This window comes from Arthrobacter sp. FB24 (assembly GCF_000196235.1).
Classification (GTDB): domain Bacteria; phylum Actinomycetota; class Actinomycetes; order Actinomycetales; family Micrococcaceae; genus Arthrobacter.
Genome location: NC_008541.1, coordinates 2,214,497 through 2,239,429, shown reverse-complemented (window position 1 = coordinate 2,239,429; position 24,933 = coordinate 2,214,497). Strand labels below are relative to the sequence as shown.

Below are 24,933 nucleotides of genomic sequence, written 5' to 3'. Positions count from 1 at the left end.
GCTGTCTTACTCACGAAGATGCGGTACCTGTGGCATGATGGCGGCAACTGTCCAGCAGAGGGGGGTCTCGTGATCAGTCGTACGCCGGTGCTTATTGCATGCAAATGCCGGACCCGGTAACAGGGAAGGCCCGGAACCAAGCGGCGGTCACGAGGGAAAGGGTGCAGCGCCTGCGGCGCATCCGGAAAGTTCTTCCGGCCGACATCCGCAGGATCCCGGCCGGATGCTGGCTGGCTCTGGTCGTCCTCGCGGAGGTGCTGCTTGCTCTTGCAGTGCGAGTCCCCTCGTTGTTCGCACCGGAAATCCGCGGCGGGGCGTCTGAGCGGCTCTGGGTGTTGGATATTGTGGCGCTGTCATTGGTGCCGATCGTCGTCTTCGCGGCCATCCAGCTGAACCGCCAACGGCAGCGGGAACGCGCCCAGGCGTCAGAATCTTCCGGGTACATCGAAAAACTAATGCGAACGAGCCGCGAGTGGCTCTGGGCAGTCGACCATAACGGGACGATCACCTTCTCCAGTCCGATGTGCGGGCCACTGATCGGCTACACACCATCAGAGCTGGTAGGAAGTCCAATCGGCCTGGTCCTGGATCCCGCCGACCTGGCCGCTGCCCTCAAGTCACAACCCGTGGTCGAGGACGAATCCAGCTTCAACGGGCTGGTCCTCGTCTGCCGGCACCGGGACGGCAGCCGGGTGCTGATGGAGGTCACCGGGCACACGGTATACGGAGCCGAGGGAACCGGGAAAGGCTTTGAAGGCACTGCCCGCGCCCTTGATAGCCCCTCCCCGTCGGACCGTGCCGCAGAGCGGATCCGGGAGCGAGTCACGGCCTTGGTGTCCGGCCAAGGCATCGTCACTGCCTTCCAGCCGATCCGATGCCTCAGAAGCGGGACTGTCATCGGCGCCGAAGCCCTGAGCCGGTTTCCCACATCCGACGGCACCACCACCGAGGCCTGGTTCATGCAGGCTGCTTCCATCGGCATGGAGGCAGAGATGGAACTGCTCGCGTTGCGCACCGCTCTGCACACAGCGGCTGCTCTGCCCCGGGGAATCTTCGTTGCCATCAACCTCTCTCCGGGCGTATGTCTGGACCCTCGCGTGCTGGAGTCGATCTCGCAGGGCACAATCCACCCCTCGGGCTTGGTGCTCGAAGTGACAGAACGCCAGAAAGTGGACGACTACGGGCAGTTGCTAAGCGCGCTTGCACCGCTGAGGAGTTCCGGGGTGCGGGTGGCCATCGATGACGCCGGGGCAGGATTCGCCTCCATGCAGCACATCGTCCAGCTCAAGCCCGATCTGATCAAACTCGACCGGACGATCATCAGAGACATCGACTCGGATCGGAGCCACCGCGCCCTAGGGGCCGCAATAGTCGGTTTCGCGGCAGAGACAGCCGCCCTCCTGGTGGCAGAAGGAATCGAGACCGCGGCGGAACTGGATGCCGTCACGACGCTCGGCATGACCGCCGGTCAGGGATATTTCCTCGGCAGGCCGTCCCTCGAACCCGTCGACTGGGCGCTCTGGCAGGACACCACGCAACCCGGTAGCGTCTTCTAGCCGTGAACCTCTGCGGTGCGGGGTGACCCGACGGATCCGCGATGGATCAGTCTGGCAGTAAGTTCTGTGACTGGTACCGATGGTTTGCGTCCTTCGATCTGTCGGATGAGGGCGTTGGCGGCCGCTATCCCCATCTCGTAGACAGGCTGGGCAATGACGGTGAGGGGCGGCGTGGTGAGGCGGGTCCATGCGAAGTCGTCGTACATCAGGAACGAGACATCTGTTGGAATAGACAGTCCCAGTTCCTGGATGGCCTCCACGATGCTCAACGCGATAAGACCGTCCGAGGCAACGATCGCCGTCGCCGCATCCGGGCCCTCCAACAGTTCCCTGGTGATCTTCTTGATGGATTCGGCGTCTCCGGCGTTGAGCCGCACCAGATCCTCAGGCTGGCTGAGGCCCTTCTCTTCGAAGGCCTGAAACATGCCCCGGCAACGCTCCGAAATCTGCGAGGAATCCAATTTCATGCCCGCAACGTAGGGCCGGTCCGTCTTGAGCGTCGAAACGAAGGCGATCCGTCGGTGCCCGGCATCAAGCAAGTACCGGGTCGACTCGTAGGAGATCGCTGTCATGTCCACGGCAATCGTTGCGATGTCGAGCCCTTCTGCTGCCCGGTCAAGAAGGACCAAAGGACGTCCCGAATCATAAACGTGCCGTAAATGTTCTGTCTCCACAGAGGACGCTGGCGCCACGATGAGGCCGTCTACACGCTTGTCCAAGAGCACTTGGACGGCCTCAACTTCGGCCGCCTTTTCCTCGTCGGTGTTGACCAGAATGACGTTGTAGCCGCTCTTCTTTGCCGTGTCAGTGATGCCCCGGGTGGCCAGACCGAAGTGGGGATTTTCAATGTCCCCCACGACAACACCGATAGTGTGTGATTTCCCGGTATTCATGCTGCGCGCGAGCTCATTCGGGCGGTAGGAAAGCTCCTCGGCCGCGGCCAGGACCCGCTCCCGCACATCCTCGCTCACGGCGCCGTAATTCCCCAGGGCGCGTGCGGCCTGGGCCTTGGAAACGTTGGCGGCCTTTGCGACGTCGGCGACCGTGATGTCGCGGCGCCTGGATCCATTACTGATCATTTCAGCCTTCCGAAAGGGGCCTTGACGGCCAATGTGGCTTAGGTTACATTCATAGCAACCCCTTGTGAGTCCGGTCTCAATCCTAGCGGTTGAGACCGGACTCAACAAGAGATTCCCACCATGAAAGGCCACAGGCCGCCTTCTGCTTCCTACGATTGGAAAAACCTTGAGTAAACGATTGAACTTCGGTCCCGGTGCGGTCGTCGCTGCTGCCGTCGCGGCACTCCTCGCCCTGTCAGGCTGCGGAGGATCGACTGCCGCATCAACCTCGACTGCGGCGGATAACCCCTACGGCCTGATACAGCCGGGCACCATCCGGGTAGCCAGCCTGGGAGACTCCAAGCCTTACACCTTCGCTGATGCGCAGGGGAACTTCACCGGCTTTGACGTCGAACTCTTCAAGGACGTGGCCCACCGTGCCGGCGTGGACAATGTGGTCTTCACCGGACAAGACTTCTCGGGGCTGCTGTCCGCCGTGGCCAACGGCCAGTTCGACGTCGGCGTGGCCGCCATCGGCATCACGGACAAGCGCAAGGAGACTGTTGAGTTCTCCGACGGCTACCTAGCCGGCTACCTGACCGTTATCACCACCAAGACCTCGGGCATCAAGGACGCCGAGGGCCTGTCCGGTAAACGGCTCGGCGTAGTCCAAGGAACTCTCCAGGAAGCCTACGCGGTCAAGAACTTCACGTCGGCCAGCCTGGTGCGTTTCCCGGACAACAACACAGCCATCGCAGCCGTGAACAGCGGCACCGTGGACGCCCATTTCCTGGACTACGAGGCCGCCAAGGCCTATGAGGAACAGCACGGCCTGGTTAGCGCGGCAGACATTCCCTCCTTCGACGCACCGGCCGGGTTCGCCATCGCCAAAGGCAAGACAGCATTCAGGGACGCATTGAACAAGGGTCTGGCTGCGGCGATGGAGGACGGCACCTGGAAGAAGCTCTACCAGAAATGGTTCCCGGGCTCCCCGATGCCTGAGCAGTACTTGCCCAAGGCGGAGCAGAAAGCCACGCCGGCACCCAGCAAATAAGGCACCACAGCCGGCAAGCGATCCGGCACACGACCGGGCGGGCCGCCTACCGCGGCCCGCCCCGGGATTCACAAGCTACCTACGTCTGAGAGCACCCCATGGACTGGTTCAACACCATCATCCGCACCTTCTTCGACTTCGGCGCAATGGCCGAAGTCCTACCCCAACTGCTGGGGGTCGGTCTTCTTAATACCCTCATCATCTCCGTCGCCGCCACCATCATTGGCGTGGCGCTGGGCATGGTCGTCGCAGTCATGGGTATATCCCCTTCGAAATGGCTCCGCGTCCCGGCCCGGATCTACACCGACCTCTTCCGCGGCCTGCCCGCAATCCTGACCATCCTGTTGATTGGCCAGGGATTCGCGCGTCTCAGCCAGTCTATTTTTGGGCCCTCCCCCTACCCGCTGGGAATCATTGCGCTGAGTCTCATCGCCAGCGCCTATATCGGTGAAATTTTCCGCGCGGGCATCCAAAGCGTCGACAGAGGCCAAGGCGAGGCCTGCCGCGCACTGGGCATGAGCTATGCCAAGTCCATGGCCCTTGTCGTGGTTCCACAAGGGATTCGCCGGGTCCTACCTGCACTCGTCAACCAGTTCATCGCCATCGTCAAAGACTCCTCCCTCGTCTACTTCCTGGGACTGCTGGTTACTGAACGTGAACTCTTCCGAGTAGGCCAGGACGCCGCAGTACTTTCCGGAAACCTCTCCCCCTTGGTCATGGCGGGCATCTTCTACCTCATCATCACGGTCCCACTGACCCATCTGGTCAACTACTTCGACAGCCGCTTCAGGACCGGCCGCCGCCGTCCTTCCGCCCCCACCAGCGGACTAAACGAAGTCAAGGAACTCGACGCGGCCTCGCCGCTGATCACCGGGAGCAACACGTGAACCTCACAAGCAGCACCAGCACGAACAACACCACGCCGGACATCGAGACCTTCCACGGTTCCAGCCTGGAACTGAGAAACCTGACCATGGCCTACGGCGAGGTCGAGGTCCTCCGCAACGTAAGTCTCACTGTGGCCCCCGGCACCACAACGTGCATCATCGGGCCTTCAGGTTCCGGGAAGTCAACCCTGCTTCGCGGCATAAACCGCCTGCATGAACCCAAGAGCGGGGACGTCCTCCTGGCCGGCCAAAGCGCACTCGAAGTCAAGCCGGACACCCTGCGGGCCCGCATCGGCATGGTCTTCCAGCACTTCAACCTTTTCCCGGACCATACCGCCCTCGAAAACGTTGCCTTGGCCCTCTGGAGCGTCAAGGGCATGCCCAAGGCCGAGGCGAGGGAGCGCGCCCGCCGCCGCCTTGCCGAAGTGGGCCTCGCGGAACGTGCCGACCACCGCCCGCGCGACCTCTCCGGTGGCCAGCAACAGCGTGTCGCCATAGCCCGGGCCCTGGCCATGGAGCCCGAGGTGATGCTTTTCGACGAGGCAACAAGCGCATTGGATCCAGAGCTCGTCAAAGGCGTGCTGAACCTCATGGCCGGGCTCGGCAAACGGGGCATGACCATGCTTGTAGTCACCCATGAAATGGGTTTCGCCCGCAAAGTGGCCGATCAGGTCGTCTTCATGGATGAAGGCGAGGTGGTGGAGGCAGGCACACCGGCGGAAATCTTCGACAATCCCCGCAGCGAACGTCTACGGCGCTTCCTGTCGGAGGTGCTGTAATGCCTGAGATTCAGACGGCACCCATCAGGACCGCCATCGTCGGTTTCGGGATCTCCGGCAGGGTCTTCCACGCACCTCTGATCGAGGCTGATCCCGGCTACTCCCTCGACGCCATCGTGACGGCGGATCCGGCGCGGGCCGCTGATGCGGCTTTGCGCTACCCGGATACCCGGATCGTTCCCACACCGCAGGCCCTCTTTGCCCTGGCCTCGGACCTTGACCTCGTCATCCTCGGCACTCCGCCGCTCACGCACTTCGATCTTGCAGCAACGGCTATAGCCAGCGGACTCCACGTTGTGGTGGACAAGCCATTCGTCACCACATCGGCTCAAGGCGGTGAGCTCATTTCCCGAGCAGCCGACGCCGGAGTCCACCTGACGGTATTCCAGAACCGCCGGTGGGACGCCGACTTCCTGACTATCCAGAAGCTTGTCCGGGAAAGTTCATTGGGAACGATCCGCAGTTTTGAATCGCGCTTTGAGTGGTGGCGTCCGGGGGGATTCCGGAACTGGCGTGACACCGCCACGCTGACAGAAGGGGGCGGCATACTCCACGACCTCGGCGCCCACCTTATCGATCAGGCAATCCAGCTCTTCGGTCCTGTTGAGCACAGCTACGGGGAGACAGCCAACCACAGTCCGCACCCTGGGAGCGCCGATACCGAAGCCTTTGTGTCCCTGTTCCATGCATCCGGGGTCCGGTCCAGATTGTGGATGAACGGCATGGCCGCCCAGGTAGGCCCGCGCTTCCACGTCCTGGGTTCCAGCGCCGGCTACACAAAATGGGGCCTGGACAGCCAGGAACCGGCCCTCGCTGCAGGAGTGAAACCGTCGGATCCCGCCTACGGCGTTGAGCCCCAGGACTCGTGGGGGGCCCTGGGCATTGACGGCAGCACCACGCCCGTTCCTGCCGAACGGGGCAGTTATCCCCAGTTCTACCGCGGACTTGCCGAGGCCATCCACGGCCGGGGGAAGCTGCCCGTTCAGCCCGCCGAATCCCTTGAAGTCCTCAGCATCATCGAAAAAATCCACGCGTTCGCCTAGGCGCCGGGCCATCGCGCTCGCACCTGGCCAACCAACAAAAAAGAAAGGGAAGACGTATGTCCTCCACTGCCTCACCCAAGCGCGTCGCCGTCATCGGCGGCGGCATCCTTGGAGTCTCCACCGCCGTTCACCTGCTACGCCAAGGCGCATCCGTCGTCCTTCTGACCGAACGCGGCCTTGCAAGTGAGGCCAGCGGCCGGTCCCTCTCCTGGCTCAATTCCGCCGGGGAACGCTCCACCCCGTATCACCAGTTGCGCCTCGCCGGGGTGGACCGGTACCGCACGCTCTTCGCTGCAGATCCCGGCAGGGAATGGCTCCAGTTCGACGGTGGCCTCATGTGGAACGCCGCCGGACAGTCGGATGCAACTGAGTCCCGCCACGCCTACGAAAAATCCGTCGGCTATGACTCAAAGCTGCTCGCACCCGAAGAAATCGCTGCCGTCACCCCCGGCATCGATTCACGTGCCATCGCGGACAACGCCATCTTTAATCCGGGCGAAGGCTGGGTCAGCCTCCCCGATCTGGTGGATTTCCTCATGGAGGAATTCCATACCCGCGGCGGCGAGCTGGTTCTCAACGCAGGTAAAGCGTCAGTAACCGTCAACGGGGGCCGGGCCACCGGCGTCGCAACAACGGGAGGCAAAACCTACGAGGCTGGCACGGTGCTGGTAGCGTGCGGTGCGGCAACTCCCGCCGTCGTCGCGCCCCTGGGCGTCCACATTCCCAATGGCTCGCCCGTCTCCATGCTTGTCCTGACGAAGCCGGTGGACCACTCGGTCCGGGCCGTGATGAACACCCCGCGGGCCGCCGTTCGCCCCAACCCCGGAAACACTCTCGCTCTGGACCACGACTGGTACGAGGACCGCATCACCGAGCACGGGGACGGGCAGTTCAGCATCCCGGATGACGTGGTTCAGGAACTGGCCGACGAGGCATCCAAACTCATCGCCGGCAACCCGGAACTCAAGCCAGGTTCCTGGAAGATCGGTTACAAGCCGATTCCCGGTGACGGGGAACCGGTCCTCGGTGAACTGGGCTCGGTTCCCGGCTGCTTCGTGGCCTTTACGCACTCCGGCGCCACGCTCGGACTCATCGCCGGCGAACTACTCGCCGGGGAGATCATGACCGGGAATAAGCACCCGATGCTGGCCACCTTCCGGGCCGAGCGCTTCTCGTAGCAATGGCGGGCCGGCAGGAGCCTTCAGGACGGCTCCTGCCTGCCTTTCGGCGCTCCGTGTTGCGGCCGCACTTTCCTGCTGACGCCGGAGCGGGCGTCGGATAAAATCAGGGTCCTACGGTCCATCAATCCGACGCCCCGGCGCTTCGGCGAGACCGATAGACCCGATAGATCGCCGGGCTGAGCAGAGAGGCCAGCCATGGATTTCGCCGCCGCCAATGAGAACCCGCTGGATCCCTTCCCCTATTACGAGCGAATGAGGGAAGCCGCACCCGTCTTCCACGACGAGCAATCGGGAAGTTGGCATGTCTTCAGGTATGACGACGTGCAGCGGGTCCTGTCCGAATACGCCACCTTTTCTTCCCGGATGGGCGGCGACGATCCTTCCGAGACAGGCCAGCTGTTCGCCTCGAGCCTGATCACCACAGATCCGCCGCGGCACCGTCATTTACGCTCGCTGGTGACCCAGGCGTTCACACCGAAAGCCGTGGACGCGCTTGCTCCCCGCATTTCGGAACTCACGGAAGAGCTTCTGGACGGGATCGTTTCCCGCGGTGGCGCCGACCTGATCGAGGAGTTGGCGTACCCGCTGCCGGTTATCGTGATTTCGGAACTCATGGGTATCCCCGCGGATGACCGGGACCGCTTCAAGCAGTGGTCCGATGTCATCGTCAGCCAAACGCGGACCAATGCGGCAACGGAAGACCACCAGGCCACTAACCGGGAAATGACGGGATACTTCCTGGACCTCATCGAACAGCGACGGCGGCGGCCCGGCGACGACTTGATCAGCAACCTGCTCAGCGCCGAGATTGACGGGCAGAAACTGAACGTGGCCGAACTGCTGGGCTTCTGCGCCCTGCTGCTCGTCGCCGGCAACGAAACAACCACGAACCTGATCGGCAACGCGGTCCTTTGCTTTACCGAGGTGCCTGGCACCATCGATCGGTTAGTGATGGAGCCGGCACTGCTCCCTCAGGCCATCGAAGAAGTGCTTCGCTTTCGGTCCCCGGTCCAGTCCATGTACCGGGTGACGGTCACCGACACCATCCTCGGCGACGTTCAGATGCCTGCCGGCGCACCCGTGGTGGCGTGGATCGGCTCCGCAAACCGCGACGAACGGCAATTCCAACGCCCTGCCGAGTTCGACGTCGACCGGGGCCAGATCCGTCACTTGGCATTCGGCCACGGCGTCCACTTCTGCCTCGGTGCGCCGCTTGCGAGGCTTGAAGCAAGGATCGCACTGGAAGCCATCCTGTCCCGGCTGCCTGGACTGGCACTCGCCCCGGGCGCGCACCTGGAACGGATGGACAGCACCATTGTCTACGGGCTGAAGGCGCTGCCTGCGGGCTGGCAGGCAGCCTGACGGCCGGCTGCCTGCCCCCTCACCCGGCAGGACGCCCCTCCTTCAGTGTCCGGGCTTTAGCGCGCGAGCGGCTGGGCTCTTCGATTGCGCCCATGTTGTGCAACGCTGGTTGCATGGATCTGGAGGTGTCACCCGCGCTCACTATTCCCGCCCCGGAACTCCGCTGGCGCTTCTCACGTTCGTCGGGGCCTGGCGGTCAGCACGTCAACACCTCGGACAGCCGCGTCGAGCTCTCCTGGAACATCCGCGACTCGCGGGCACTCTTGGACGAGCAACGGCTGATGCTGCTCACGCGCCTCCAACGGCGCCTCATTTCCGGGGTCATCACCGTGGCGGCCTCCGAGCAGCGCTCACAGCTGCGCAATCGCGAGATCGCCCTCGCCAAGCTCTCCGGCCTTGTGGCAGAGGCCCTTGCTCCCGAAGCTGCCCCTCGGCGTCCAACCAAACCCACCCGGGGATCGAACCGCCGGCGCCTCGCCGCAAAGGAACAAAGATCGGCGACGAAACAACAACGACGGCGGCCGTCCGCCGAATAACACGCCGGCTGTCTCCGTAGCGGATACCGGAACTACCGCCGCCCGCCCGCTCCGGGGTTGAGCCTCGCGACCGCCGTCGACAAAGCGGTGGCGAACCCGCACCAGAGTGCGTACGGGGCCAGTGCGACGCCGGCGCTGCTGTTCAGCTTGTACGTCCGCCGCACCAGGTCTGCACTGCTTGCAGCCAACACGGCGGCCTCTGCCGCGGCCAGCCACGGCCGGCGGGCACGCCAGAAGACCCAACTCCACGTCGCGTTGAGAACCAGGTTCGCGGCCAGGGCGCTCCGGTAGGCGCGGATCTCCCGCCGCCCGTCCTGACCGCCCTCGGGGTCGGGGGCATCCTTACGGTCCAGGGCGACGGCGGAACTCACGGCAAGGTCCGCGTAAAGAGCGGTCCACACGACCGGAAAGGCAATGGCGGGCGGCTGCCAGTCCGGCTTGCGCAGCCGCTGGTACCAGCGGCTGTCAGGATCCGTCGCCACCGCACCGGCCGCTGCCGTAGCTGCGCTCGCGGCCGCCGTCCACGCTACAGTCAACAGTTTCATCGTTGATCCTCTTTCCCTTCGTCGTCGCCGTACCCGGGCTGCTTGTACGCCCATACGCTCGATAGTACGGTCCACGGCCGCATCGTCCGGTGTCGGGCGTCTCCCTTGGATCCAGGCCCGGGCCCCGGGTGGCAGCAGGGGCATCTGAGAGCCCGCAGGACCGTAGCCGTGGTCAGGATGAGCCGATACCGGCCCCGTCGGGCTCCGGCCGGCTCTGGTCCGAGAGGCTGTCCGGAGCGTCCAGGAGCCGGAACGTCGCCCGGACGGGTCGGGAACCGGCGTGGAGCCCCAATAATCGGCAATGGCAAGGGCTTTCTTGTGGCGGCGGCCGGCCGATGGTGGACGGCCCCGGTTTGTCCATCCGTAGGTGGCGGCCCGGTCAGAGCATCGAAGTAGGCTGCTTCCTTTGAGGTCAACCGCTTACGTCCGGGCCTTCCGATTGGGCGATATCTTCCCGCACGTGTGCCCGGATGGCCCCGATCACGGGAGCCGACCCCTGCGTGCGGTACACATCTATTGGTCGGGACCCCAGCTGCACATTGGGGCTGCACATCCAGATCATGGCCTGGGCCGGCGTGAAAGCACTATGGAGGTGTCCGACGAGAGCGTCCAGGTCCGCAAGCTGAAGCCGGCCGTCGGCATTCGGCGCATCCTGGCCAGATGCCCACCGATCCAATAGTCCTGCACTGACGCCGAGAAGAGGAGCCGCAGCATCAGAGCCAAGCGAATTTATGAGCCTTTCGGCTATTGCCTTCGGGCTGTAGCCGGGAGCGTCCCGCAATTCCGCGAGACTGGCGAAAACTGTGGTGGCAGACAACGCCGGCTCTTCCGCGTTGGCTTCCTGCAACTGTTCCATGACGCAATGCTATGGATTGGCCGCCCCCTCGGAGTAGGGCCACAGGGCCTCCTGCGCGCTGGTTACCGGGAGCCCGCGACACAGCGGCGAAGGCGTCCGTCGGCTGGCGCGCTTTGACGGTGTTGGAAAGCCGCGACCCGCTTTACACTGTCCGGATGAAATGTACGGTCAGTGGAGTGCCTGTGCATTACGCCGAGTATGGCAGCGGCACGCCGGTTCTCGCTCTGCACGGGGCCGGCGTGGATCACCGCGAAATCGCTGGCGCTCTTGAACCAATACTGTGCAACGTGTCCGGATTTCGCCGCCTGTACCCGGACCTGCCGGGGATGGGCCGAACCCCCGCGCCCGAGGTGGTCACGAGCAACGATGACGTGCTGGACATTCTGCACGGACTGATCGACAGCGCTATTGGTGATGAACCGTTTCTTGTCATTGGTCATTCGTATGGCGGGTACTTAGCCCGTGCCGTTGCCAACGGGAGATCTGACCAGGCCGTCGGGCTGGCGCTCATCTGTCCGGTCGGCGCGCATACGCGTGACGTGCCCAAGCACGACGTCCTTGCGTCGATGGTCGACATGCCCGGCGACGTGGGACCGGACCTCGAGGCTTCTTACCGTAGCTACTTCGTTGTGCAGACTGCTGAAACCCTGCGCCGGTTCAGGGATTCCGTGGCTCCCGCAATGCCACTTGTTGACGAGTCCGCCCTGGCGCGAATCTTTTCGCACTGGGAGCTCCGGGATCGGCCGGAAGACGCGAAAGCCTACTCCCATCCCGTGTTGATCCTCGCCGGAAGGCAGGATGCCACGGCCGGGTACGCGGGCCCGTGGGGCTTAGTGGCGCAGTACCCTCGTGCCAAGTTTGCGGTGCTCGATCGGGCCGGCCACGCGTTGATGCATGAGCAACCCGAACTCCTGCAAGCCTTCGTCGCCGAATGGTTGATGCGCGTGCGTGAGCACCCCGCCCGACAGTAAAACGACCCGTAGGGCAGTGCCCGCCCGGGGCTATCCCGGGCGGGCACTCGTATCAGCTCCGAAAAGTCAGCGCGCTTCTGCGCCGACGGCCGCTCCGGCCCCGGCCAGGCCTGCCGCGCCGGCGAGCCGGAGCCAGGTGTCCACCACGGTGTCCGGGTTCAACGAAACCGAGTCGATGCCTTCCGCCACCAGCCATTCGGCGAAGTCCGCATGGTCGCTCGGCCCCTGGCCGCAGATGCCCACATATTTGCCGCGCGCCTTGCACGCCTTGATCGCCATGCTCAGGAGCTTCTTGACGGCGGGGTCGCGTTCATCGAAGCCGCCCGAGACAATCGCGGAGTCCCGGTCCAGGCCAAGGGCCAGCTGGGTCATGTCGTTGGAACCGATGGAGAATCCGTCGAAATAGTCCAGGAAATCGTCGGCGAGCAGCGCGTTGGATGGAATCTCGCACATCATGATGACCTCGAGGCCATTTTCGCCGCGGCGCAGGTCGTTCTCGGCGAGCAGGTCGATGACGCCACTGGCCTCGTCCACGGTCCGCACGAAGGGGATCATCAGTTTGACGTTGGTCAGTCCCATCTCGTTGCGCACGAAGGACAGGGCCTCGCACTCCAGGTCGAAGCAGTCCCGGAAGGACGGTTCCAGGTAGCGTGACGCGCCGCGGAAGCCGAGCATCGGGTTCTCTTCATGCGGTTCGTACGCGGGGCCGCCGATCAGGTTGGCGTACTCGTTGGACTTGAAGTCGGACATCCTGACAATCACCGGCTCCGGCGCGAAGGCCGCGGCGATGGTGGCCACGCCTTCGGCAAGGCGCTTGATGTAGTAGTCGCGCGGGCTGTCGTAGGCGGCGATCCGCTCCCGGATCTCCGCAATGACCTCCGCCGGCTGGTCCTCCAGGTTCAACAGTGCTTTGGGGTGGATCCCGATCTGGCGGTTGATGATGAATTCGAGCCGGGCTAGGCCTACTCCGTCGTTCGGCAGCTGGGCGAACGTGAAGGCCTGTTCGGGCGTGCCGACGTTCATCATGACCTTGACCGGAGCCTCCGGCAGCTGGGTGATCTCGGTTTCCTCGACGCTGAAGTCCAGGAGCCCTTCGTAGATGACGCCGGTTTCACCGTCGGCGCAGGAGACGGTGACTTCGAGACCGTCCGAGAGTGCGTCAGTGGCGTTCCCGGTGCCGACGACGGCGGGAATCCCCAGTTCGCGGGCAATGATGGCCGCGTGGCACGTGCGTCCGCCGCGGTTGGTGACGATCGCGGAGGCACGTTTCATGATCGGTTCCCAGTCCGGGTCGGTCATGTCGGCGACGAGGACGTCGCCGGTCTTGAAAGCGGCCATCTGGTCGATCGCGGTAAGGATGCGGACGCTGCCGGCACCGATGCGCTGGCCGATGGCGCGGCCCTCCACGAGCACCCGGCCGGTCCCGTTGAGGCGGAAACGGCTCAGGCTGCCGGACGCACGGCGGGACTGCACGGTCTCGGGGCGCGCTTGCAGGATGTACAGGCCGCCGTCAATCCCGTCCTTGCCCCATTCGATGTCCATCGGACGGCCATAGTGGTTTTCGATGGCGACCGCGTGGCGGGCGAGCTGCTCGACGTCGTCGTCAGTGAGGCTGAAGCGGTTCCGCAGCGAAGCCTCAACCGGTACGAAGTCGATGGTGCGGCCGATCTCCCGGCTGCTCGTGTAGGTCATCTGCAGGGCTTTTTCGCCCAGTCCGCGCTTGAGGATGGCGGGTCGGCCGGCCTGCAGGGCGGGCTTGTAGACGTAGAACTCGTCGGGGTTGACGGCGCCCTGGACCACGGCTTCGCCGAGGCCGTACGAGGAGGTGACGAAGACAGCGTCCTTGAACCCGGACTCGGTGTCCATGGTGAACATGACACCGGAAGCGCCCACGTCGGAACGAACCATCCGCTGGATGCCGGCCGACAGCGCGACCTCGGCGTGTTCGAACTTATGGTGCACCCGGTAGGCGATGGCGCGGTCGTTGTAGAGGGACGCGAAGACGTCCTTGATGGCGAGCAGGATGTTCTCGATCCCGCGGACGTTCAGGAAGGTCTCCTGCTGCCCGGCGAAGGAGGCATCGGGAAGGTCTTCCGCCGTTGCGCTGGAACGGACGGCCCAGGACAGGTCATCGGAGCCCCCGTGCTTGTCCACCAGTTCCTGGTACGAGGCGCGGATCTGCGCTTCAAAGTCCGGCAGGAAGGGCGTCTCGCGCATCAGGGTCCGGATTTCCTGGCCGGCCGCGGCGAGTGCCGTCACGTCGTCGGTGTCCAGCCCGACCAGCCGGTCGGCGATCTTCTGGTCCAGGCCGGAGTCAGCCAGGAAGGTGCGGTAGGCGTCGGCCGTCGTGGCGAAGCCGTCAGGGACCTGGACGCCGGCAGAGGTCAGGTTCTGCACCATCTCACCAAGGGAGGCGTTTTTTCCGCCCACCCGGTCCAGGTCCTTGAGTCCGAGTTCTGAGAACCACAGGATGTCTGTCGTCATAGTTGCTGCTCCTTTGCAGATGATGGCATGCAGATGTGCCGCCCCGCTCCCGGCGATGGCCGGTTGGTGGGCGCGAATCCTGTCCACAGTGACAGGTCTCGGACGCGCTTTCCACATGATGTGCGCCACACTGCGTTTGTGAAAATTTTCCCTAATGCTTGAGGTTCATGCGCTGCAGGATGGTCGCAGCCATTTCCTCCACGGACACCGTCGCTGAATTGAGGTATGGAATCCGGTGGGAGACATACAGCTGTTCGGCGCTGCGCAGCTCGAAGCCGCACTGCCGCAGTGATGCGTACGGCGAACCGCGGCGCCTTTCGGTACGGATTTGGCTCAGGCGCAGCGGGTTGGAGGAGAGTCCGAAACATTTCTCAACGAAGGGCCTCAGCGGCTTGGGAAGCCCTTCCCGCTCAAAGTCCTCGTCCACCAGCGGGAAATTAGCGGCGAAAATCCCATGTTGCAGCGCCAGATACATGGTTGTGGGCGTCTTCCCGCAGCGTGAGGGTGCCACGAGGATGACCTGCGCCTTTTCCAGCGCACGCAGGCTCTGGCCGTCGTCGTGTTCCATGGCCTACTCGACGGCGGCCATCCGGGACTGGTACCGCTCTGCATTGCCCAGCCCATGGGCCCTGCCGGGTTCGCCGCTAGCCGGTGCGCCAAGGGCCTGCTCCAGCTGTCCGACATGCGTCCCGATAAGATCCACGACGATCCCCTTGCACTTAGCGAGGGCCCGGCGGATGTCGCTACTGACAGCGGTGGAAAAGACGATCGGCCGCGGGCCGGTGGCGGCCAGGTCGTCGATGGTATGGACCACGGTCCTGGCCTGCTCGACGGTAGTAATGAAGGGGACGGTGATCCTGTCAAAGTTATTGGCGGGGAACTGCGTCAACAACGTGTTGCCGAGCGTTTCCGCCGTGATGCCGGTGCTGTCCGAAAGAAAGTAGACAGGCCGAAGATCGTCATTGGTCATGAACGCATTGTCCACCAGGAGCGGTCCGGTATCCCAACGCGGGGCCGACGATGTCCCTGGTGGTTCGCAACAGCACCGCGCCAGCCGCGCCGCAACGTCAGCCGCTCAGTACTCGCCCTTGATCACGAAGTAGGAGCCTCGGATAACGCCTGCGAGCTTGGACTTCTGGCGGGCGAATTTGAAACATGATGCCAGTTCTTCCGGAATATCCATGCCTTCGGCCAGTTTGAATCCAACCGCTCGTTTCCCGCCGTCCTCGATGCTGTACATGACGTTGATCGACAGACCCGACTCGTAGAACACGTAATCCATCCGCAGGCCTTCGACTTCGAAGGCTGTCGCTTCGAGCGGGCGGGAACCGATGACGATGTCGCGTTCCTCCTTGAGGATGCGGCTGACCCGGTCGACCACCTCCGGCATGTCGCTTGCGGGGCTCACGGTGAAAACGTGATCGTACTTGTTCCGGTAATAGCGGCCCTCGTTGGCGCGCAACCCGGCGAGCGTCTCAGCCACCGGAGACGACTCAAGCCCGACAGTGGAAACGTTCTCGAAGTCAACAACGTACGGCATGCGTCCTCCTGGTGGGATGTGTTGGACCAACGATAACGCGACGATACGCCCCGCCAACGTCCGAACGCTCCCGTGCGTGCTTGGTGTCCGATCGTGCGGACATGGCAGCACTGGTCGAGGAGGTTGCGCAAACCAGTCTTGAGGAGATCGACTACCTGAGGCGGCGAACTCAGAGCGTTTTGCGGCTGATCTTGCCCACGACGACCGGGTGGATGTGCCCGAGGTCGCGGGCATCGACCCGGCCCTGGTTGCCCCGGTTTTCGATCGGGAGCGGGCCTTCCAAAGCCTGCTTTGAATCGTTACATTGCTTGACTCCCGGCTCATCCGTAGTCCAGACTGGGTCGCAGAAAGCGCTTTCTTGGTTCAGTGGCCATTCTTTGCTTCACGCGGAGTAGCCCGTAGCCGTGGGCCCAGAGTCGTTCGGCGGGCAGCCGTCCCGCGGCCCCGGGCCATCAGAACTGGGAGTCGGGCCGCAAGCTTGTGCCTTCGGACAGAAACGGAGATCCATTGAGAACACCATTAGGCGCCGCCGCCAAGTCCCCTTCCCCAAGTGCGGGTCCTGTCCGGCGCCCACGTGCGTTCGCGTCCCGGCCCGCCGCAGCCGGGCCGATTCGCGCTTCGTACGGAACTCCTTCCTGATGGGCGTCTCCCCCACCCAGGAAACAGTGCCAACCGATACGCGACAGGGCGGACTCCATGCCGCCGGCCTGTTGACAGACGGCCTCGCCCCCTGCCTGACGGCGTCTCTGCGCCCGGTGTTCAGGTGGAGGCTGAGCCAGCCGGAGGACGCCGATCCTGCCGCGGCCCGGCAGACCGGCTATGAGATCACCGTCGAGGATTCGGCTGGAACCGGGATCTGGCGCTCCGGACCCGTCCCCTCATCCAGGCAGTCCGGGGTCCCCTACGGTGGACCGGAACTGGCTGAGGACGCCGACTACAGCTGGCGTGTCCGCGTGAATGACGCCGCCGGGAACCCCGGCCCCTGGTCCGAAGCGTCGGTCTTCAGTACCGGACTCTCGGACAGCGGGTGGGGCGCCCACTGGATCCACCGGGCGGCAGGCGGCCGGCCTCCGCTGGACGTCCTGGACGGCGTCCTTCGTGTGGCGGGCTCGCCGTTCCTTCCCGTCCCCTGCGGGCCCGTCCGGCAGTTCATCCTGGACGCCCGCCTCCGTCCGGTGATGGGATGGGCCGGTCTGCTTCTCCGCAGCAGCGGGCCCGGCACGGGGCTGCTGCTGGAACTGAACACCGCGGGCAACGTTGTGCTCCGCCGCGCCCCGGCGGCCTGGGAAATCCCCGCCCCTGTTGCTCCCGACACCGAAGTCCTGGCCAGCGCACAGCTGGAACGCGACGCCGTGGCCAGCCAGGAGCGACTGCCCGGCAAGGACATGGTCCCGGGCACGTGGCAGCACCTGACCGTCACCGACGACGGCGACACCATCAGCGTGACCCTCGACGGCGTTGAGCTGCTCTCCGTGGCTGAACCCTCCCCTGCCGGAGCGAAGGGATTGCTTGCACTCCACCAAGGACCCCGCAGCCAAGCCGAGTACGCCTCCATACGCGTCACCGCCGCCGGGCCCACACCTGACAATGCTCCCATCAGCGCCATGCTAATCCTGGACCACAGATTCGACGCCGGACCTGAGGAAGCCCGTGCCTCCCTCAGCCATTGGGCGCGCACCACGGTTCACCGGCAGCCCGATGAATGGTCACTCTTCCGCACCACCATCCGGCTCACCGGCGGCGTTGCCCGTGCCCGTCTTTTCGCCGCAGCCAGCCATCATGCCCAGCTTGCCGTGAACGGCAGGCCCTGCCTCAGCACCACTTCATTCAGCTATCCTGGCGAAGGATATTACGACGCCGCCGACGTCACTGCGCTCCTGGCTGCCCGCACACCGCAAGACACGGCAGCGCCGCCCGGCCAGGCGACAGACCCCGTCCGGCAGCAATCCACAGATGTTTCGCTGACGGCCCTGCTGCACTGGTACGGCCCCGGCCAGGGCAGGGCGGCCAGCGTCCCGGGCCTGCTGGTCCGGCTCAGCGTTGACTACACGGACGGACGCCGCGAGGTCTTCGGCTCCGGCCCGGACTGGCGCGCGGCCGAGGCCCCCTACCGGCAGGCCGGCTACCGCAACGACGAGGGCGATCCCGTTGAGCACCTCGACGGGCAGGCCGCGGTAGCCTTCGACACCCGCCAGGACATGGCCCTGGCCCTAAGCTACGGCCCCCATCCTGTCCCGGCATTCCCCGCACTGCACCCCCGGCGCACTTTCCTGTCCGAGACTTTTGTTGCCCCGGAGGCGTTCCTGACCGCCACCGACGGAACGCTGGTGGCGGACTTCGGCCGGATCATCCCGGCGCGCCCGGAAGTGGACTTCCGCGCCGGCGCGGCCGGGCGGACCGTGATGATCCGGGCCGGGTACTCCCTGGACTCCTGTGGCAGGGTGGACAGCGGCAAAACGGCCAGCCAGAACACGGACATGTCCTTCCCGTATACGCAGGCGGAAGGCCCCCAGCCGTTCCGCAGCAGCGTGCACCTGGGCTTCCGCTACCTGGAAATCCCCGGCGTGGAGGCGTCGGACCTGTCCCGGGTGGGCGCCGTCGTCGTCCATGGCCGGCACCCGCACGAGGGGAGCTTCAACAGCTCAGACCCCGCACTGAATGCCGTGTTCCGGCTGCTGCGCGATTCAGCACTGTACGGCGTCCAGGAACAGTTCGTGGATACGCCCACGCGGGAGAAAGGCCAGTTCCTGGCCGACGCCGTCAACATCTCCTACGCCACCATGGCACTCTTCGGCGAGCACGCCTACACGGCGCAGGCGCTGCGGGAGTTCGGCTGGTCAGCGGCGCGCTACTGGAACGCCGGCGAGGACCGGGGTCGCTACAACGCGGTCTATCCCAATGGCGACGGGAAGCGCGACATCCCCGACTTCTCGCTCATGATGCCGGAGTGGGCCGAGGAATACCACCTCCGGACCGGAGACCTCGCACTCGTGAAGGAACTGCTCCCGCACCTCCGGAACACGGCCGACTACGCACTGCGGTACCTCGCCACGGACGGCCCGACGGCGGGACTGGTCACCGAACTGGGCGGCGGCTCCGGCCCCTACCTTCACGGCATCGTGGACTGGCCGGCCCCCGGCCGCTTCGGCTACGACATGGAGTGCGCTGCAAAGACCACCGTCAACGCCCAGGCCTACTCGGCCCTCATGTCCACTGCGCGGCTCTGCGGCATCGCCGGCCAGGAGGACGATGCCGTGCGCTACGCCGGACATGCCAGGGCCCTCGCGGAAACCATCCGCACGCGCCTGCGCGTGGACGGCGTGATGGTGGACGGGCTGCACGCCGACGGAACACCCAGCACCCACGCCTCCCAACATGCAACGTCCTTCCCGCTGTCCCTCGGAATCACCGATCCTGCGCACGCAGCGGCTGACGCAGACAGGATCGCGGCCCAGGGCATGCGCCAGGGACCCATGACCGTGCACCGGTTGGTGCGCGCCCTGGTGGCCGAGGGACTGACCGACGCCGTCATCGATCTGCTCACATCGTCGGACCAGCCCGGCTGGGCACGGCTCCTCGAGCAGGGCGCCAGCTTCACCTGGGAAGCCTGGGAACTGGAAGACGGCACCGACTACAGCCAGTCCCACGCCTGGTCCGCCTCCGTGGTGAAGGAAATCCTGGAGTCCCTGCTCGGCGTGCGTGTGACGGTTCCCGGAGGCAGCGAACTGCTGATCGAACCGCCGGCCTGCCGGCTCGAGCACGCCCAGGGAAGTCTCCCGCTGCCCAATGGTGACGTTGCTGTTGCGTGGCGGCGGACCACGGCTGGAACGTACTTGGAGTGCACGGTTCCCGCCGGCGTCACCGCCATCGTCCGGTTGCCCGACAGCACCGCCCCGGCCAACGGACCTGCAACGCGTGACTTCCGGGTCCACGCGGGAACCTGGAACTTCACGCCGTCCTGCGAATCCTGACAGCAACCGGGTTAGCACCTTTCTAACCATGACCCGCGTGCCATAGTGTGGGCACGCCAGCCTACTGCCGAAGGTGAGGAAACCCGAGAGCAGGACACAGGACGTTTTGGGAGGGGTCAACCATGCTGATTTGCGCGACCTGCGCCGTCGAACGCGATGAACCCGCCCCGGAGCTCTGCCCGATCTGTACTGATGAGCGGCAGTATGTGCCCGAGGAGGGACAGAAGTGGCTCACACTGGACGGGCTGGCTCAGCAGGGTCAGCAGACGGTGTTGAGGGAGAACGAGCCGGGCCTTATCGGGATTAGGACAGAGCCTAAAGTCGGGATCGGCCAGACCGCTCAGCTTGTGGTGACACATGAGGGGTCGCTGCTGTGGGATCCGGTCGGCTATGTCGATGACAGTGCCGTTAACGCAGCGCTCGAGCGGGGGCCGGTCCTGGCGATCGCGGCCAGCCATCCCCACATGTTTGGTGTGCAGGTCGAATGGTCGCATCGGCTCGGGGGCGTTCCTGTGCTGGTGGCGGACGCAGACCGGCGATGGCTGGGGCGCAACGATCCGGTCATCGAATACTGGTCCGGCAGTCACACTATCGCCGAGGGGTTGACACTGCACCAGACCGGGGGGCATTTCCCCGGCAGTGCGGTGGTGCACTGGGCTGCAGGAGCGGCCGGCAGAGGAGTCCTGCTGACCGGTGACAGCGTGTATCCGAATCCAGACCGCCGGTCCATCTCCTTCATGCGCAGCTACCCGAATCATTTGCCGCTATCCGGCGCGGTAGCGTTGCGAATCGCCGCGCAGCTCGGAGAACTCGAGTTCGACCGCATCTACGGCAACTTCAACAATGTCATCGCGTCCGGAGCCAAGGCCGCACTGCACGATTCCGCCCAACGGCACGCGGCTTGGGCGCGAGGAGACTTCGACCACCTGACCTGACCCGCCCTCTGGCTCCTAAGCGTTCGCCAGCTGGCTCAAGGCTGCTCCTGAGCCTCGACGGGCGTGGCCACCCAGACGGTCCGGGTGGCGCGGGGTTCGAGCTCGATGTCGTCGGAGAACTGCTCCAGCATGTCTTCTACGGTGCCGCGGTCATCCGCGGTGAGGGCCGCCAGGTGTGAGAAGCGTGCGAACCACTGCCGGGCATACTCCCGCGCGGCCGGTGTCACTGGTGCGGTGGCCGTCACTTCGGACCTGGTGACGGCGAACCCGGCGGCCTCGATGACCGGCGTCCAGTTCGGGTGATGGTTCCACCCCTCGGCCGCCGCAGCGGAGTGGCAGCGCAGCTCCAGCAGCGCTCCGCCCGGATGGCTCAGGAAACGAGGCAGGGCGGCGAGCTCGACGACGACCAGCACCCCGCCCGGGGCCAGTGCCCGGCGGACCCCCGACAAGAGCCGGGCGGGGTGGGTCACGTGGTGGAGCGAGGACGATGCCCACACCAGGTCAACCGGCGCCTCGGCCGTTGCACCCGCCGCTATCAAGGAGCCGCCCAGGGCAGGGAAGCCGTGGTTGAGGTCGGCCTCGACCACGGCGAAGCCCTGCCCGCGCAGCAGCTCGAGCATCTGCGGGTCGTTGTCGACGCACGTCACCGCGGCGTCGGGGAATCGCTGGCGAAGGAGCCGGCTACCTGCGCCGGTGCCCGCGCCGAGGTCAACGATGCTGCGCGCAGCCTGCGCCCCGGCCAGGTCCAGGACGGCTGCGAGATGGTCGCCGAACACCTTGGCATCGAGGTCGAGGAAGCGGTTCTGGTCGTGGCTGTCAGATGCCATCATCAAGGCCATGGCGTCGGTGTGTCAGCACGATCTGAGAGACGGCTGCTTCCGAGGCGGCCGAGAAGGGGCCGAAGTGACCCTCGACAGCCCACCGGGTTTCCTCTTCGATGAGGTCGGCGTTGATCCGTGCGCCGCTCATGACACCCTCGGCCGCCGCGGTGATTACCTGGGCCATGAGGTTGGAGACATTGCCGGCCGCGTACACGCCGCGGACGGCCGTCGCACCCATGGCATCGGTCTCGATAAACCGTCCGGCCCCCGAGGGGTGCACCTGGGAACCTAGTCCGAGCGATTCCAGAAGAGCGGATCTGGCCTCCATCCGGGTTCCGACAGCGAGCGCCTGCAAGTCGAACGAGGGGCCCTGGCGGAGCGTGAGCCCTGTGAGGACGCCATCGACAGTGTCAACAGAAGCCACGGCGCCGTCAACGACCGTGACGGCCCGGGCGGCGAGCTTTTCCCACTCTTCGTCGGTGGGTTCCACGGTGTCGTTGAGGAAGAGAGTGATATCCCGGGACCACTGCCTGAACAAGAGCGCCTGATGGACGGACAGCGGGCCTGTGCCCAGCACTCCAATCCGTTGACCGCGGATTTCCCAGCCATGGCAGTAGGGGCAGTGCACAACGCCCTTTCCCCATTGCTCCCGCAGCCCGTCGACGGGAGGCAGTTCGTCTGTCAGGCCGGTGGTGACGAGGAGGCGCCTGCCGCTGAACCGGCGGCCATCTCCGAGAATCACCTCGAATCCATCAAGGGTCCGCCGTGCCGAGACGGCTTCACCGTCGATGACCGTTCCTCCGTAGGAGAGCACTTCGCTGCGTCCTGTGGACAGGAGTTCCCAAGGATCCATGCCGTCCCTCGAAAGATAGCCGTGTACGCCCGCGGCGGGTCCGTTGCGTGGAGTTCCGGAATCGATGACCAGTACCGGGCGAAGCGCCCGGCCCAGAGTCGTGGCAGCGCTGAGTCCCGCCGCGCCGCCACCGACAATTACAACGTCATAGCGTGTGGTGTCCATACAGATCTTTCCTTCTTCGCGTCCTGGAGGTTCGCCGCCGGAGTCCTGCGGCGGTCACACCAGCTTCCACCGCACAATCGAGAATTGACAAACATGATTGCCGTTATGGCAAAGTGGGGTCATGGAAATTGAGCTTGACGACGTTCTCGGGGCTGTCGGCCCCCGGCTTCGGGCACTCCGCACGGAACGGAACCTCACCCTTGGGGATGTGTCCTCCGCATCCGGCGTGTCGGTGAGCACCCTGTCCCGCCTGGAATCCGGCCAACGCAGGCCCAACCTTGAACTCCTGCTGCCACTCGCGAGGATGTACGGTGTTCCCCTCGATGATCTTGTCGGCGCGCCACCCACCGGGGATCCGAGAATCCACCTGCAGCCCATCACCCACGGCGGCATGACGGCTGTTCCGCTCACACGCCGTCCGGGCGGATTGCAGGCCTTCAAGATGGTGCTCACAGGTGATGCCCGCGGGTCGGAGCCCGACCCGCGCGTTCACGAAGGCTACGAATGGCTCTACATCCTCAACGGACGGCTGCGTCTGGTGCTGGGCGACAAGGACTTCGAACTGCGCCCCGGCGAAGCCGCGGAATTCGACACCCACACACCGCACTGGTTCGCCAGCGCTGACGGCAGACCGGTTGAGTTCATCAGCCTGTTTGGACAGCAGGGCGAACGGATGCACGTACGCGCGCGGCCCAAGCCTTCATAGCCGAAGGGGGCCGAGCCGGTGAATGCCACGACGCGGAGGCCCAGGTGACTCCGGGTTCCGGCAGCCGCGACCTTTGTGACGGCGGCGTCCGCGCCGTCGGCCTGGTCAACAACGCGCATGCCGAACTTCTTCACGTAAAACTCAGCGGATCAGGGACAGCAGGACGTGCCGCAGCGGGGCAGCCGGAGTCTTGACAGCCGACTGCTATCAGGAATCATCGGTGGTGTCGCGAACGGGATGGGGCCACGCTGATGACAGACACAGGAGCTAAACAATGGGGACGATGATCGGCGCTGTGCACTCTATGGGGGGCGAGCCGCCTCGGCTCGAACGCGTACTGCTTCCCGAGCGGCATGAGTTCGAGGTGGTAGTTCCGGACGGCTCGGGGGTCCGGGGTTATGTGACCAGCTATGAGGTTTGGGACTCGTTTGTGCGGGTGAACGTGACTTTTATCGATCAACCGCTGCGGAGCGGGCGCGAAGACGCGCTCGTTCTACGGCTCTCAGACGGCACGTTCGCGAAGATGGTTCACGGGAATGGCGGCGGGAGTGACCGGTTCAGCGTTATGGGAACGGCGTTCGCCCGCCCGCTGGTCGCCCAGACTGCGACGCTCGGGCTCGGACGGGACCCGCGCAGACCCCCAGCGCCTCGCATTGTCCAGGATCCGCGAGGCGTGGTGCTGCCTGCTCGCGATCCTACCGAGGAGATGGTTTTCACACCGATCATGGACCTCGCGCTCCCGTAGAGGATCCGGCGGCGGGACTCACCATCCGTTCCCGTTATCCAAAATGGCGGAGCGTTGGCTTCTGGCGTCTCTTGCGGTCAGTGTTGGCTGGGCGTAACGTCCGCAGCATAAGGGCTGCCTCTGGAGGCCTCCATGCGTGTGCTTACGGAGGCCCGCACGGTCCCACCGTTACCCACGGTCCCACCGCTGCCGAAGAGCGGCGACATCGACGCTGGTACATACCTCGTCACCAGCTTCGCAGAGAATTTCGAGATCACCGTCCCAGACGGCTGGGTGAGTGAAGGCGGCGCCGGCGTGGGCAAGGACGACCCGGATCACCCGGATGAAATGGCGGTCTTCGTGGGTTGGTGGCCCTCCAACCATGTGCCGAGGGACGCATGCGCGTGGCAGGGCGCGCTCGTCGAGGTCAATCCGTCGGCTCAGGCTTTCGTCGACGCGATGACGGAGCAGACGTCAACGGCCAGCACCCCTCCCGTCGAGGTCATGGTGGGCGATTACTCCGGCGTCGAGTTCGACCACTCCGTCGAGGGCGACGTGGACATCAAAGCCTGCGACAACGGTCAGTTTTGCGTTCACTCAGAATATTCGAACCTATGCACCCGCTGGTACTCGAGCGCCGCTGAACGCAAAACCTACCGGGTGGTCAACCTGGACGGCCAGCGCGCTATGTTCTGGGTGGTCCAATTCCACGAATCGATCAATCCGGAGCTGACACGAGAGGCACGCGCCGTCTTCGACTCGATCGTGTTCAAGCTCCGACAAGTGACCAGCTGATGCGATAGGCGATCTCCTTACGGGACGGACGAACCAGGTACTGCCAACTTTGCCGCTGCGTCGTGATAAGTCGCGAACTTGGCGGATGCCCAGGACCAATTCAGCACAGCT

General features: G+C 64.8%; 21 protein-coding genes and 2 pseudogenes. 15 read left to right on the top strand and 8 right to left on the bottom strand.

The window, feature by feature from the left end; genetic code table 11:
* Window positions 1-104: 104 nt before the first annotated feature.
* Window positions 105-1,556, top strand: coding sequence for a sensor domain-containing phosphodiesterase (locus tag ARTH_RS23140; RefSeq protein WP_198011554.1), 1,452 nt, complete (start codon window positions 105-107; stop codon window positions 1,554-1,556).
* On the opposite strand, the gene ARTH_RS10035 is transcribed toward ARTH_RS23140, so the two are convergent.
* Window positions 1,553-2,635, bottom strand: coding sequence for a LacI family DNA-binding transcriptional regulator (locus ARTH_RS10035; protein ID WP_011691831.1), 1,083 nt, complete (start codon window positions 2,633-2,635; stop codon window positions 1,553-1,555). The genes ARTH_RS23140 and ARTH_RS10035 overlap by 4 nt on opposite strands.
* 166 nt (window positions 2,636-2,801) lie before the next feature.
* On the opposite strand from ARTH_RS10035, the gene ARTH_RS10030 reads away from it, so the two are divergent.
* The 7 genes from ARTH_RS10030 to arfB all read left to right on the top strand — a co-directional run bounded on the left by ARTH_RS10030 (window position 2,802) and on the right by arfB (window position 9,456).
* Window positions 2,802-3,668 (top strand): ABC transporter substrate-binding protein, encoded by an 867-nt coding sequence (locus ARTH_RS10030; RefSeq protein WP_011691830.1) that lies wholly within the window; start codon window positions 2,802-2,804, stop codon window positions 3,666-3,668.
* Window positions 3,669-3,766: 98 nt separating this feature from the next.
* The gene (locus ARTH_RS10025; protein ID WP_011691829.1) at window positions 3,767-4,555 is read left to right on the top strand and encodes an amino acid ABC transporter permease; all 789 of its coding nucleotides are present in this window, start codon (window positions 3,767-3,769) and stop codon (window positions 4,553-4,555) included.
* On the top strand, window positions 4,552-5,334 hold the full coding sequence (locus ARTH_RS10020) for an amino acid ABC transporter ATP-binding protein (RefSeq protein ID WP_011691828.1): 783 nt from the start codon (window positions 4,552-4,554) through the stop codon (window positions 5,332-5,334). Before ARTH_RS10025 ends, ARTH_RS10020 begins: the two co-directional genes overlap by 4 nt.
* Window positions 5,334-6,377: a Gfo/Idh/MocA family protein gene (locus ARTH_RS10015; RefSeq protein WP_011691827.1), complete on the top strand. Its 1,044-nt coding sequence runs from the start codon at window positions 5,334-5,336 to the stop codon at window positions 6,375-6,377. The genes ARTH_RS10020 and ARTH_RS10015 overlap by 1 nt, the downstream gene beginning before the upstream one ends.
* Before the next feature lie 56 nt (window positions 6,378-6,433).
* Window positions 6,434-7,555, top strand: a complete 1,122-nt coding sequence (locus ARTH_RS10010; protein WP_011691826.1) for an NAD(P)/FAD-dependent oxidoreductase — start codon at window positions 6,434-6,436, stop codon at window positions 7,553-7,555.
* A 198-nt stretch (window positions 7,556-7,753) separates the two neighbouring features.
* Complete coding sequence (locus ARTH_RS10005) at window positions 7,754-8,920, top strand: cytochrome P450 (RefSeq protein ID WP_011691825.1); 1,167 nt, start codon at window positions 7,754-7,756, stop codon at window positions 8,918-8,920.
* A gap of 113 nt (window positions 8,921-9,033) precedes the next feature.
* Window positions 9,034-9,456, top strand: a complete 423-nt coding sequence (gene arfB / locus ARTH_RS10000) for an alternative ribosome rescue aminoacyl-tRNA hydrolase ArfB (protein WP_043429721.1) — start codon at window positions 9,034-9,036, stop codon at window positions 9,454-9,456.
* Between the two features lie 32 nt (window positions 9,457-9,488).
* Here the strand turns inward: arfB and ARTH_RS09995 are convergent, their stop codons facing one another.
* Complete coding sequence (locus ARTH_RS09995) at window positions 9,489-10,001, bottom strand: TspO/MBR family protein (protein ID WP_011691823.1); 513 nt, start codon at window positions 9,999-10,001, stop codon at window positions 9,489-9,491.
* Between the two features lie 412 nt (window positions 10,002-10,413).
* A complete protein-coding gene (locus ARTH_RS09990; protein WP_011691821.1) occupies window positions 10,414-10,857 on the bottom strand; it encodes a hypothetical protein in 444 nt (147 codons plus the stop codon).
* A gap of 182 nt (window positions 10,858-11,039) precedes the next feature.
* On the opposite strand from ARTH_RS09990, the gene ARTH_RS09985 reads away from it, so the two are divergent.
* Complete coding sequence (locus tag ARTH_RS09985) at window positions 11,040-11,828, top strand: alpha/beta fold hydrolase (protein ID WP_232223621.1); 789 nt, start codon at window positions 11,040-11,042, stop codon at window positions 11,826-11,828.
* Between the two features lie 66 nt (window positions 11,829-11,894).
* Here the strand turns inward: ARTH_RS09985 and ppsA are convergent, their stop codons facing one another.
* The 3 genes and pseudogenes from ppsA to ARTH_RS09970 all read right to left on the bottom strand — a co-directional run bounded on the left by ppsA (window position 11,895) and on the right by ARTH_RS09970 (window position 15,852).
* Entirely contained in the window at window positions 11,895-14,312 is a 2,418-nt protein-coding gene (ppsA, locus tag ARTH_RS09980) for a phosphoenolpyruvate synthase (RefSeq protein ID WP_011691819.1), read from the bottom strand.
* Window positions 14,313-14,463: 151 nt separating this feature from the next.
* Window positions 14,464-15,282 (bottom strand): annotated as a pseudogene (locus ARTH_RS09975) (pyruvate, water dikinase regulatory protein).
* Window positions 15,283-15,387: 105 nt separating this feature from the next.
* Window positions 15,388-15,852, bottom strand: coding sequence for a hypothetical protein (locus tag ARTH_RS09970; protein WP_011691818.1), 465 nt, complete (start codon window positions 15,850-15,852; stop codon window positions 15,388-15,390).
* 68 nt (window positions 15,853-15,920) lie between these two features.
* Between ARTH_RS09970 and ARTH_RS24255 the strand changes: the two are divergent.
* From ARTH_RS24255 to ARTH_RS09960, 3 genes and pseudogenes are all read left to right on the top strand, one after another.
* Window positions 15,921-16,114 (top strand): annotated as a pseudogene (locus tag ARTH_RS24255) (AarF/UbiB family protein); the annotation flags it as partial.
* A gap of 403 nt (window positions 16,115-16,517) precedes the next feature.
* Complete coding sequence (locus ARTH_RS09965) at window positions 16,518-19,823, top strand: family 78 glycoside hydrolase catalytic domain (protein WP_232223620.1); 3,306 nt, start codon at window positions 16,518-16,520, stop codon at window positions 19,821-19,823.
* 122 nt (window positions 19,824-19,945) lie between these two features.
* On the top strand, window positions 19,946-20,758 hold the full coding sequence (locus tag ARTH_RS09960; RefSeq protein WP_011691816.1) for an MBL fold metallo-hydrolase: 813 nt from the start codon (window positions 19,946-19,948) through the stop codon (window positions 20,756-20,758).
* Between the two features lie 35 nt (window positions 20,759-20,793).
* Here ARTH_RS09960 and ARTH_RS09955 read toward each other — a convergent pair whose 3' ends face one another.
* Together ARTH_RS09955 and ARTH_RS09950 are read right to left on the bottom strand one after the other, a co-directional pair.
* On the bottom strand, window positions 20,794-21,588 hold the full coding sequence (locus tag ARTH_RS09955) for a class I SAM-dependent methyltransferase (protein ID WP_198011553.1): 795 nt from the start codon (window positions 21,586-21,588) through the stop codon (window positions 20,794-20,796).
* Window positions 21,575-22,597: an NAD(P)/FAD-dependent oxidoreductase gene (locus ARTH_RS09950; RefSeq protein ID WP_011691814.1), complete on the bottom strand. Its 1,023-nt coding sequence runs from the start codon at window positions 22,595-22,597 to the stop codon at window positions 21,575-21,577. Before ARTH_RS09950 ends, ARTH_RS09955 begins: the two co-directional genes overlap by 14 nt.
* A 121-nt stretch (window positions 22,598-22,718) precedes the next feature.
* On the opposite strand from ARTH_RS09950, the gene ARTH_RS09945 reads away from it, so the two are divergent.
* From ARTH_RS09945 to ARTH_RS09935, 3 genes are all read left to right on the top strand, one after another.
* Window positions 22,719-23,303: a helix-turn-helix domain-containing protein gene (locus ARTH_RS09945; RefSeq protein ID WP_011691813.1), complete on the top strand. Its 585-nt coding sequence runs from the start codon at window positions 22,719-22,721 to the stop codon at window positions 23,301-23,303.
* 274 nt (window positions 23,304-23,577) lie between these two features.
* Window positions 23,578-24,048, top strand: a complete 471-nt coding sequence (locus tag ARTH_RS09940) for a hypothetical protein (protein ID WP_011691812.1) — start codon at window positions 23,578-23,580, stop codon at window positions 24,046-24,048.
* 132 nt (window positions 24,049-24,180) lie between these two features.
* The gene (locus tag ARTH_RS09935; protein ID WP_011691811.1) at window positions 24,181-24,822 is read left to right on the top strand and encodes a hypothetical protein; all 642 of its coding nucleotides are present in this window, start codon (window positions 24,181-24,183) and stop codon (window positions 24,820-24,822) included.
* Window positions 24,823-24,933: the final 111 nt, after the last annotated feature.

Bases quoted from the DNA above. Each gene is read 5' to 3' on its own strand.
- ARTH_RS09970 (WP_011691818.1), bottom strand. From the start codon at position 15,852: ATGCCGTACGTTGTTGACTTCGAGAACGTTTCCACTGTCGGGCTTGAG.
- ARTH_RS09960 (WP_011691816.1), top strand. From the start codon at position 19,946: ATGCTGATTTGCGCGACCTGCGCCGTCGAACGCGATGAACCCGCCCCG.
- ARTH_RS23140 (WP_198011554.1), top strand. From the start codon at position 105: ATGCCGGACCCGGTAACAGGGAAGGCCCGGAACCAAGCGGCGGTCACG.
- arfB (WP_043429721.1), top strand. From the start codon at position 9,034: ATGGATCTGGAGGTGTCACCCGCGCTCACTATTCCCGCCCCGGAACTC.
- ARTH_RS10015 (WP_011691827.1), top strand. From the start codon at position 5,334: ATGCCTGAGATTCAGACGGCACCCATCAGGACCGCCATCGTCGGTTTC.
- ARTH_RS09990 (WP_011691821.1), bottom strand. From the start codon at position 10,857: ATGGAACAGTTGCAGGAAGCCAACGCGGAAGAGCCGGCGTTGTCTGCC.
- ARTH_RS10010 (WP_011691826.1), top strand. From the start codon at position 6,434: ATGTCCTCCACTGCCTCACCCAAGCGCGTCGCCGTCATCGGCGGCGGC.
- ARTH_RS09950 (WP_011691814.1), bottom strand. From the start codon at position 22,597: ATGGACACCACACGCTATGACGTTGTAATTGTCGGTGGCGGCGCGGCG.
- ARTH_RS09945 (WP_011691813.1), top strand. From the start codon at position 22,719: ATGGAAATTGAGCTTGACGACGTTCTCGGGGCTGTCGGCCCCCGGCTT.
- ARTH_RS09940 (WP_011691812.1), top strand. From the start codon at position 23,578: ATGGGGACGATGATCGGCGCTGTGCACTCTATGGGGGGCGAGCCGCCT.
- ARTH_RS09935 (WP_011691811.1), top strand. From the start codon at position 24,181: ATGCGTGTGCTTACGGAGGCCCGCACGGTCCCACCGTTACCCACGGTC.
- ARTH_RS09955 (WP_198011553.1), bottom strand. From the start codon at position 21,588: ATGATGGCATCTGACAGCCACGACCAGAACCGCTTCCTCGACCTCGAT.
- ARTH_RS10035 (WP_011691831.1), bottom strand. From the start codon at position 2,635: ATGATCAGTAATGGATCCAGGCGCCGCGACATCACGGTCGCCGACGTC.
- ARTH_RS10025 (WP_011691829.1), top strand. From the start codon at position 3,767: ATGGACTGGTTCAACACCATCATCCGCACCTTCTTCGACTTCGGCGCA.
- ARTH_RS09995 (WP_011691823.1), bottom strand. From the start codon at position 10,001: ATGAAACTGTTGACTGTAGCGTGGACGGCGGCCGCGAGCGCAGCTACG.
- ppsA (WP_011691819.1), bottom strand. From the start codon at position 14,312: ATGACGACAGACATCCTGTGGTTCTCAGAACTCGGACTCAAGGACCTG.
- ARTH_RS10005 (WP_011691825.1), top strand. From the start codon at position 7,754: ATGGATTTCGCCGCCGCCAATGAGAACCCGCTGGATCCCTTCCCCTAT.